Genomic DNA, 8952 nt, shown 5'->3' on the forward strand with positions numbered 1-8952 from the left:
ACTGCTATTAGAAGGAGCAGCATGTTCATCACAATACGCTTACATAGATTGACTTTTGGCCAGCTCTACTGGTTCGTCGACGCTGCCCGAGCCAGCAACATGAACCCATCTTCTCTAGTAAGCTATGAATGGGATGATCTCGATGACTATGATCCGCACATTACAGGTTTGATTGCACACATCATTCCGAGTATTTACGCCCAACCGATAGAGCCGCTCGCTCCTGGACAGAAGCGCGATCTCGCCAGGACATTGGATGCCGTCATTCATGCTGGTGGCGACGCCCGCGCATTGCTGCCCACCCTCCAACAATGGCGAGACCTACTTCTGCGCCTTCCCAGTCCCCCCTTCACCGAAGGCACTAGCCTTGCGAAGGCCGAAAATCACGTCCGGCGGCCTTCACCACCATGTGAGTCGATGCTACGGACCGCATCGTCGCTCCCCCTCTTTCAGGGCTCTTGACGCTGGGCTTCGACCCCGCCCGTTTCCAGACAAGGCCGCCAGCCTGCTACCGGGCCCCCTGGCGGCTACCCGGACCGGACTTTCACCGGCAGGCGACGACGAGCTTACGAACAAGATCCACCGCTACGTCACGGCTTCACCTCCTGCTCTGCTGGGCACACACTGCGAAACACGAGAGGCTCAGACGCGGATCTCGCAGTCAGTGCCGCCAATATGGATGCGGGTGCCACTGGCCAACGTGACTCTCTGGCCGGGGTTGACCTGTCGGGGCGCGCCGTCCTTGGGGAAGGTGGCCCAGTGTTCGGTGGAGAGATTCTTCAGGCCCCAGACCGTGGGACGATTGGGATGCTGGACGACCTCCGCCACGGACGCGGAGAAGTCGTACCCCTTTGAGTCGTCGATATGGTGGCGGAACAGCCGCGCGTCGTGGTTGAGCATCACGACGCTCTTTCCGATCCGCATGCGCGGCGGTACTTGCAGCGGCCCGCGACACGACCAGCAGAGACCGGCGTCGCCGTTGTGGGCTCTGATCCGATCCATGTCGTAGATATTCTGTTCACCGCATCCGACGCAGTAGAAGATGGCATCTCTCAGCCGGCTCATCGCCCGGCGCCACCGCCCTTCGGTGACGCGCTCGCCCGTGGGCGAAATTCCTTTGGTGAACGCCTCGGTGAAAATTATCTTCAGAAATTCGGGATAGATGTCCCAGAAGATGATTGCGTTGTCCTGGTAGCCGGGCTCGGGCCGGTTATCGCCGTCTCCCGGATCCCAGATGAACAGCGGGTCGCTGCCGTAGATCTTCCGCATCGCCGTCTCGTCGAAGCAGTGGATATCGGCCTCTCGCCTGCCCTCCAGCGGGTGGTGGTTCATCAGGACAGTGAACAGTAGTACGGCCAGCGAGAAAAGATCCGTGTGCGCCGACGGAGCCACCTGTCCGAGCACCACCTCCGGCGCCATGTAGCGCATGGTGCCACGGATTCCGGTGGGCGAGTCGCTCGGCCCGACGTTGTCATTGTCGCAAATGAGCACTTCACCCGAATCAGGATCAAGAAAGACGTTATTGTGTGATATGTCTCGATAACACAATCCGAACGCGTGCAGACGATAGAATCCGTCCGCCAGGTGCACCCCGGCGGTCGCGAGCGCACGAAAGGTGGTGCTCATCTTCCTGGACAACAGGTCGGAGATGTTGCCGTAGCGGCCGTCGCGCAGCCCCATCACATAGCCGAAACCGGGCTTTCCCGGCACGCCGACCAGGGAGGTGGGCCACAGGAACCGCTTATCCGGTGAACCGGACCTGATGAGGTCGGCGAGAATGCGGCGCTGCTCATCGGTGGCGGACTCGGGAAAGTACCACTTGACCGCCACTGCCCTCCCGTTCACACGGGCGCCATAGACCTCGCCCTGTCCCCCGGAGCCCAGCATATTTTCGATCTCGTACTGCTCGCCCGACCCCTCTTCGCACACTTTGTCGCCTGGCGCGAGAAAGCCGTCCAAATTACGTGACCCCCGCCCACCGTTCCAGCTGTGAATCCCCCGAGCGGCGGAACCTACCGCCCCAACCCAAGGATACGTGCGCCAGGAATTCCGGCAAGTACTTACCACATTCCGGGTCAAGATAATTTACCTGAACGGAACCTTGCGAGCCAACGCCGGCCCGCATACCATGCGGTAGATATGAGCGACTTACCGGGGGGAAAGATCTCCAATCGCCCTCTCCACTTCATTTGGATCCTAGACACGTCGTGGTCTATGGAGGGCACAAAGATCGGGCAGCTCAACTTCGCGATCAAAGAGACTCTTCCCGCGATGAAAGATACCGCGGGCGATAATCCCAACGCCGATGTACTGGTTCGCGTCGTCACTTTTTCCAGCGGAGCCCGCTGGCATGTCGCCCAACCGACGCCCGTCGACCAGTTCACCTGGTCCGACATCGCGGCCGACGGGGTCACGGACATGGGAAAGGCTCTTTCCCTGGTGGCCGAGCAACTGCGCATGCCCCCGATGGAACCGCGCGCGCTCCCTCCGGTGCTGGTGCTGGTGTCGGACGGATATCCCACCGACGACTTCGAGACCGGCCTCAGGGATCTCATGAACGAGCCGTGGGGCAAACGCGCCGTCCGACTGGCGATCGGCATGGGTGAGGACACCGATCTGGCGGTGCTCTCGAAGTTCATCGGGCATCAGGAGATCAAGCCGCTGGAGGCGAACAACGCCAGCACTCTCGTCCAGTTCATCCGTTGGGTGTCGACCGCAGTGCTGAAGAGCGCGTCGATGCCAGTCGCGCCGCCCAAGGACGGGCAGCCGAGCAGGCCACCCATCCCCGTTCCGCCGCCGCCGCAGCCCGACCCGAAGAACACCGGCGACGATGTCTGGTGAAGGGCCATGGGACGCCGGTCCCGCGATCTGGCAGGTTCTGGCTAAGAAACAGAGGGGCGCATCGCATGTGCGCGCCGGCAGCGAGAATCAGGACGCGGTTGCGTCCACGCCCGACATTCCGACGGGATCGTCCGTGGAGCGGGGATCGTCCGTGGCGGTCTCGGTGGCCGACGGCCACGGCAGTCCCACCAGCTTCCGCAGCGCGCTGGGAGCACGGCTGGCGGTGGAGGTGTCGCAGGAACTGTGCAAGGAGCTGATCGCGTTCGCGATCAAAGACGCCAACTGGTCCACGGCCAAGCGCCTACTGGAGGAAAAGGCCGGTCGGCAACTGGTTCGGCAGTGGCGCAAGAGGGTCGAGGAGTCCCTCACGGAAAACCCGTTCAAAGATTGGGAGCTCGACCTGCTGGAGGAGAGGTCCGGATCGGCGGCACGCGCACGTGTCGTCGACGATCCCTACCAGGCGTACGGTTCGACGCTGTTGACCGCTGTCGCCACCGAGACCTTCATGGCCTTCTGGCAGATCGGCGACGGCGACATCGTGGTGGTCGACGCCCAAGGTCGCGCCGGCAAGCCGCTGCAGGCCGACGCACGCCTTCTCGGCAATGCCACCACCTCGCTCTGCTCGGCCGACGCGGCCCGCGAACTGCGCTCGCACGTCGCCGGGACCCGCCCGCCGCTTGTCCTGATTTCGACGGACGGCCTGGCGAACTCCTACGCCGACGACAGCGGCCTTCTGTCGTTCGCGTCCGACGTGATGAAAATCATCGCATCGGACGGCTTGGAGGCGGTGAGCGACCACCTGAGCGAGTGGCTGCAGACCATCTCGGAGAGAGGCAGCGGCGACGACATCGCGGTCGGCATCCTCTGCAGGCCCGCCGGAATCCCGGCCGCCACGCTTCGGATCGCTGATGACACCGAGTACGACCGCATCGAGGAGGACGCGTGACCATTCCCAACGTGCTCATCCTGATGACCCGCTGTTCCCGCGATTCCCATTCAGCCTTCGGCATTCGCATGGAGGAACACCCCGGAAGGCGCTGGCTGGCGACCTGGGCCTTCACCGTTAACCCTGGGATGGCCCAGCGCGAGGGCTACGATCGGACACGGGCGGAGGGGTCCTTCGAGATGGCCGACGATTATCCTGGCTGCCTTGCGTGCGGCGCGGGCAGCGTCGTCCTGTGCAGCATGTGCGACAAGCTCGGCTGCTGGGACACCGTGACCTACCAGTTCCACTGCCCCTGGTGCGGCGCGAGCGGCCGGATCGAGGGAACCATCACGCAGTTGCGGGCCGCCGGCGACGTCTGAGTGCGTTCATCAGGCGGCGGTGCCCAGGCGGATCTCAAGGAGGATCGTCGAGGTGTTGCTGACCGGAGTGCTGATCGGCGCGGTCGCGGGCACCCTGCTCGCCTCCCTCGCCTGGTGGTTCCTGCTGCGCTCACGCGAGCGTACGAACTCGGCCTTCGCCGACCCGCCGGACACTGACGACGCCGCCCTGGACCTGACGGACACCTCCATTGCCCACCTGGCCGGCGATCTGCTGGACGCCGCCGTATCGGTCGACTCCCCCGAGCTGAGACGACGGCTGCTGGGCGCGATCCGGAGCCTGCACGTCGAGATCGTCCGGCCGGAAGAGGACGATCCGCTGGCGCCCGGTCTGCACGTCAGCGACCAGACCATTCCGACCGCCGATCCCGCGAGGCACGGCACCACCGCCGGCGTATTGCTGCCGGGCCTGCGCGCGGAGTCGGGAGCGGTGATCCGGCCGGCCAAGGTGCAGGTCTACTTGTTCGGGGCAGGCGAGCCGGATAAACCGGAGCGCGACCATCATGCCAGCGGCTTCGGCCGCCTCACTACGCCGCCAGGATCACCAGGATGACCACCAGCACCAGGGCCACCAGCGCGACCACGGGCAGGACAGAGAACGACTTCCGCTGCACAGGCCGCTGCCACCCGCTGTGAGGGTATTGCGCCGATCGTGGCTGCGGGGCGGGGGAAGGGGCGGGAGGCGGCACAGGGGCTGCCGGCCAGGTCGGAGTCGGCCGCCCCATGACCCGGGTCGGCGAGTCGGGTGTCACGGCGCGAGGGAGCCAGAACGCGCGCGTGTGGTCGTCGGTCTGCACGTAGAGAACTTGCGGGGAGATCAGCGAGCGCCACAACGCCGCCTTGCCGCGCAATGTCTGCTCGGCGCCCGGCACTTCCTGGCCGGCGCAGATACTGTTCAGCAGCTCGTACGTCGAGCCGCGCATGACGGCGAGCAGCATGTGTCGTTGGAGGGAGACGCTTTCGAGGTTCTCCTGGAGACAGCGCACGACCATCCACCCGAACTTGTACAGGTCGCTGCGCGGGCCGAAGGACTGGAGCCCCGGCATCTTCCATATCTCCGGATCTTGCGGCTGGAATGCCGACGTGCCGGACATCGGGACACAGGAGTCGCAGTCGAGCAGCAGCACCCGCGGCTCCCCATCCGGACCATCGACGGAGAACAGGGCATTGTGTGGGTGAAGGTCCCCGATCACGTAGCCGTGCCCGTGCAGCCAGAGCATCGTGTCGAAGAAGACGGCCAGGACCGCGAGCTTCACCGGGCTCTCGTAGTAGGGAGCGCTGATCCGGAAGGCGATGTCGGGTCTGCGGGCGAGTACGTCGAGATGGCGAGGTTCGGGGTCGCCCATGTCGTCCTCGTACATGTCCGCCGGCGCGGGCACGACCAGAATGCCGCGTATCCTCCCTCCGTCCACCACGGTCGCCATGGGCCAGGCGCACCGGCGGTCCAGCTCCGCCCGCTCCTCGGCCGTGAGCCTCCGTCGCCAGGAGACCAGGTCCTTTATGGGTTGAGGGCGCAGCCATTCGCACGCCTCCTCGGTGTACTCCTTGTAGAGGTACTCCTCAGCATCGGGACCCAGGCACCGAACCAGGCGAGTGGCCTGGCCGCCCACACCGGACAGGCCCGGTTGCAGCACCAGCTCCGACGGTGATACCTGCTCCGGGAGGTACGCCGAGCCACCCCCCATCACGGCACCCGGCCATCGTGGAAGGACGGCCACAGCGCCACCACCGTGCGATCGTCGTTGAACGTGGCCCGGCGGTAGTCCACGTCACGGATGAACGTCATGATGTCGGGCGGAGTCCGCCATTCTGCCGCCAGTTCCTCACGCAGCGGGCTGCCACGGCCCAGCGCATGGGTGAAGCCATCGGTCCCCAGGCACAGCACGTCGTCGCGCTCCCACCCGACGACGGCGGTGCGTAGGCGATCCGGGTTGGAGGGCAAGGCCCACGTCACGTTGTCACTGATCCCGTCGGAGGCCGACGCGTCCGGCACCAGCAGCGCCTCCCACCCCCGCGTACGGCCCCCGAGCCGAAAGGCGAGAGAGTCCCCGACGCCGGCGCAGTAGACGTGATCGCCGGAAGCCGGATACACGGGTGCGACCAGGGCTACGAGTGTGGTGCTGCACGGGCGGCGGTCCCCGGCGTATGCCGACAGCTCCGCGCGCCGCTCCTCGATCGCGTACGCCACCGCGCCGAAGATCGTGCCCCAATCATCCTCACGCGGGCCGATGTGGTTGCCCTTCAGCAGGCGAGCTGCCTCCATGACCACCGTGCTCACCGCGGTCTGCGCCGCACATTCGGCGTGGAACGTGGTGCCGACCCCGTCGGCGACGGCCGCGATCAGCCATTTGCCGTCCGCCGAGCAGCCGACCACGAAGGCGTCCTGCCGCGACTCCCCCTCGGCCATGTGCTCACGCCCGCGGCAACTCGCGGCGCGTACGGTGACCCCGCCGACCCCACCGCTCTCGGCCTGGACGCTTGGATGCCCCAGAAGCGGCGGGATCGGCAGCAGGACCGCGACCGGGCTCGGCTTGTTACCCGCGTAGCGTGGCGCCGCGGCATCTGACCGCGGGCGTCCGGGAGGAGCGGCCTCCCGGACCGGCACCATGCGGCCCTGCCCCGGCGCGCGTGAACCCGGGGGCTGTGGCTCTCCCGGATGCTGTGACGCGGCACCACCGTACTGCGGTACCGGCGACCGCAGGGCCCGCCTTTGGAGCTCCAGCAGTGTGTACGCGCCCATCACCGCGCATGCACCGCTTAGGACAGCGAGCAGGAGCTGTACTATCGACACCGACCTCCGCCTCCCGCCTTCACTTGGCCACCGCAGGACACGCCCAGTTCATGCCGTCCGGCATACGAACGGACAGCTCGCCCGTCACGACCGAGGCGTTGATGCTGATGAACAGGGTCTTCATGAGCGCGCCCAGCACCTCCGCCACGTCGATGCCGTCCTTGGCGATGAAGGCCAGCGGGCGGTCCCCCTGCATGGTGGCCACCTTGCACAGCACGTTCCTGCGCGCCTGGCCGAACCCGAAGGCGACGATCTGCGGCAGGACGTCGAGGTCGACGAGGCGATCCCGCGCCACCCGCCACACGCGCTCCGGTTGTGCCTCCGAGCCATAGAACGGGATGCCGTCGGTGAGAAAGAAGATCGCGGGCCGCTTGAGCCAGTGCGACCTGCTGAGCCGGCCACAATCCTCACGCAGCCGTTCGTAAAGGAACTGGAAGGCGGCCGCGTAATTCGTCTGCGCTCCTCGGTTGAAAGGCTGCAGGTCGGTGATGTCGTTGAACTGCGTCAACGGGAGCACCTCCTCCACCGAACTGTGAAAGCCGATGACGCTCATGAAAGCAGCGTCGGCGACTGAAGGCTTGCGCTGTATTTTGCCGATGAGTTGTGGCACCGCCTCCGCGAGTAGTTCGAGCGGTACCTGACGAGCGCCCACGTTGTGTTCCGGATGCCACATACTCTGCGAAACATCGCAAACCACGTAGAACGGAAACGCCCGTTGTCTTCCATCCCCGTCCAGCACCATCGCTCCTTGGTTTAATTAGCAGTCCAGCGATTCAGACGCGGAGAGCCTCATCACTTTGACGGGCTGATCCGGGACCTGGCGGTGGGCGTTCACCAGCTTCTCAAGAATTCGCAGGACTTGATCGTCGGCGCAGGTCAACTCCGGCCCGGGGTCGACGCTCTCGTACTTCGCCAGGTTCTGCTCCGCGCCCTGCCACTTGTCGGCCTTGGCCATCAGCGCTGACTCGCAGGCGTCAGCCAGGCCGGCGTATAAGGCGTGCAGGTTGCCCGGACGCCCTTCCCCGATCTTGCGAATACGCTCGCACGACATGGCGTTGAGGGCGTCGAACCGCTCCTTCTCCTTGTTGCCGGCAGGCTGAAAGAACGGCCATTCCACGATGGCCGGGTCCGCCGGAGGCGGGGACGCCGGGACAGCCGGCGTGGGGGAAGAAGTGATCGTGACGACCACCCTCGGCCCAGACGCCCGCGACGCCTCCAAGTTGGGAGCGCAGGAGAAGGACACGAATGCCAGGACAGCGGCCAGACTGAACCAGATGAAAGGTGTGTAGGAGCGGATCGCCGGGTTCCGCGAGTTCATCGGCCTTTCCTGCGTGTGCCAGCGCTCCCTGCGTACGCCGCAGCCCACGGCAGTCGAACTTTTCTCCCGTTTTCCGGTGCGGTGCATTCAGCCGCGCACAACTCATTCGGCGCCACTCGGTGTCCCTCCCGCAGATTCGTGCGGCAACTCGACGCCGCACGCCACCCCGCAACAATTGTAACTAACAATGCACAGCAAATAACACCCTGTGCGGGCGAAAATCTATGCACAGGGATCACGGAAAAGGGATTCGGCGGATTTCGGTCCGCATGCCTCACGACCCATTTTGTTGTCGTCGGGCCAACTGCTTCATGAAGCGCGCCGGGATCTTGATGCCGAAACACAGAAATGCTGGCGGGGCACGCGACCTGAATCAGGCACTGAGCTGGCGCTCCGCTATTCGAATGAGATCTTCGCTGCGATGTGTTCGTACTCGTTGTTGATCCATCGGAGGATCTGGTGACGCTCGCTCTCACACTTGGCCATGTTGATGGGGTCAAGCGGGCGAGTGAGCGGCGAATGAGCGGCGAATGAGTCAGGGATCGGCGTGCACGCGCAAAGGTGCCGTGCCGTGCCGCGACCTTGAACCTTTTTCATCCCCAGGCGGCAGGGGTGCTGGTCACAGCATGATCGCGAGCTTGGTGTTCGCCTGACGACGTAAGAAACCCCTGGTAGACGG

General features: G+C 65.0%; 10 protein-coding genes. 5 read left to right on the forward strand and 5 right to left on the reverse strand.

Translation table 11 applies throughout. From position 1 onward, the window contains the following. The first annotated feature begins 21 nt into the window (after positions 1 to 21). Positions 22 to 462: a hypothetical protein gene (locus tag AB0B64_RS37290; RefSeq protein WP_358183491.1), complete on the forward strand. Its 441-nt coding sequence runs from the start codon at positions 22 to 24 to the stop codon at positions 460 to 462. A gap of 180 nt (positions 463 to 642) precedes the next feature. Here AB0B64_RS37290 and AB0B64_RS37295 read toward each other — a convergent pair whose 3' ends face one another. After that, the gene (locus tag AB0B64_RS37295) at positions 643 to 1959 is read right to left on the reverse strand and encodes a protein kinase (protein WP_357953879.1); all 1317 of its coding nucleotides are present in this window, start codon (positions 1957 to 1959) and stop codon (positions 643 to 645) included. A 180-nt stretch (positions 1960 to 2139) separates the two neighbouring features. Here AB0B64_RS37295 and AB0B64_RS37300 point away from each other — a divergent pair, with 180 nt between their 5' ends. The 4 genes from AB0B64_RS37300 to AB0B64_RS37315 are packed head-to-tail and all read left to right on the forward strand — an operon-like array spanning position 2140 to position 4717. Next, positions 2140 to 2841, forward strand: coding sequence for a VWA domain-containing protein (locus tag AB0B64_RS37300; protein WP_357953881.1), 702 nt, complete (start codon positions 2140 to 2142; stop codon positions 2839 to 2841). Further along, entirely contained in the window at positions 2831 to 3787 is a 957-nt protein-coding gene (locus tag AB0B64_RS37305) for a PP2C family serine/threonine-protein phosphatase (RefSeq protein ID WP_357953882.1), read from the forward strand. Before AB0B64_RS37300 ends, AB0B64_RS37305 begins: the two co-directional genes overlap by 11 nt. After that, positions 3784 to 4146: a hypothetical protein gene (locus AB0B64_RS37310; RefSeq protein WP_357953883.1), complete on the forward strand. Its 363-nt coding sequence runs from the start codon at positions 3784 to 3786 to the stop codon at positions 4144 to 4146. Before AB0B64_RS37305 ends, AB0B64_RS37310 begins: the two co-directional genes overlap by 4 nt. 19 nt (positions 4147 to 4165) lie before the next feature. Beyond that, positions 4166 to 4717, forward strand: a complete 552-nt coding sequence (locus AB0B64_RS37315; RefSeq protein ID WP_357953885.1) for a hypothetical protein — start codon at positions 4166 to 4168, stop codon at positions 4715 to 4717. On the opposite strand, the gene AB0B64_RS37320 is transcribed toward AB0B64_RS37315, so the two are convergent. The 4 genes from AB0B64_RS37320 to AB0B64_RS37335 form a co-directional block, all read right to left on the reverse strand. Further along, complete coding sequence (locus tag AB0B64_RS37320; protein WP_358183494.1) at positions 4692 to 5849, reverse strand: hypothetical protein; 1158 nt, start codon at positions 5847 to 5849, stop codon at positions 4692 to 4694. The genes AB0B64_RS37315 and AB0B64_RS37320 overlap by 26 nt on opposite strands. Beyond that, on the reverse strand, positions 5849 to 6772 hold the full coding sequence (locus tag AB0B64_RS37325; RefSeq protein ID WP_357953889.1) for a protein phosphatase 2C domain-containing protein: 924 nt from the start codon (positions 6770 to 6772) through the stop codon (positions 5849 to 5851). The genes AB0B64_RS37320 and AB0B64_RS37325 overlap by 1 nt, the downstream gene beginning before the upstream one ends. Before the next feature lie 202 nt (positions 6773 to 6974). Beyond that, entirely contained in the window at positions 6975 to 7697 is a 723-nt protein-coding gene (locus AB0B64_RS37330) for a vWA domain-containing protein (protein WP_357953891.1), read from the reverse strand. Positions 7698 to 7712: 15 nt separating this feature from the next. Then, positions 7713 to 8072: a hypothetical protein gene (locus AB0B64_RS37335; RefSeq protein WP_357953893.1), complete on the reverse strand. Its 360-nt coding sequence runs from the start codon at positions 8070 to 8072 to the stop codon at positions 7713 to 7715. Positions 8073 to 8952: the final 880 nt, after the last annotated feature.

Source organism: Nonomuraea sp. NPDC049129 (genome assembly GCF_040648495.1).
Lineage (GTDB): Bacteria > Actinomycetota > Actinomycetes > Streptosporangiales > Streptosporangiaceae > Nonomuraea.

Bases quoted from the DNA above. Each gene is read 5' to 3' on its own strand.
- AB0B64_RS37330 (WP_357953891.1), bottom strand. From the start codon at position 7,697: ATGGTGCTGGACGGGGATGGAAGACAACGGGCGTTTCCGTTCTACGTG.
- AB0B64_RS37300 (WP_357953881.1), top strand. From the start codon at position 2,140: ATGAGCGACTTACCGGGGGGAAAGATCTCCAATCGCCCTCTCCACTTC.
- AB0B64_RS37320 (WP_358183494.1), bottom strand. From the start codon at position 5,849: ATGGGGGGTGGCTCGGCGTACCTCCCGGAGCAGGTATCACCGTCGGAG.
- AB0B64_RS37290 (WP_358183491.1), top strand. From the start codon at position 22: ATGTTCATCACAATACGCTTACATAGATTGACTTTTGGCCAGCTCTAC.
- AB0B64_RS37325 (WP_357953889.1), bottom strand. From the start codon at position 6,772: ATGGTGCCGGTCCGGGAGGCCGCTCCTCCCGGACGCCCGCGGTCAGAT.
- AB0B64_RS37305 (WP_357953882.1), top strand. From the start codon at position 2,831: ATGTCTGGTGAAGGGCCATGGGACGCCGGTCCCGCGATCTGGCAGGTT.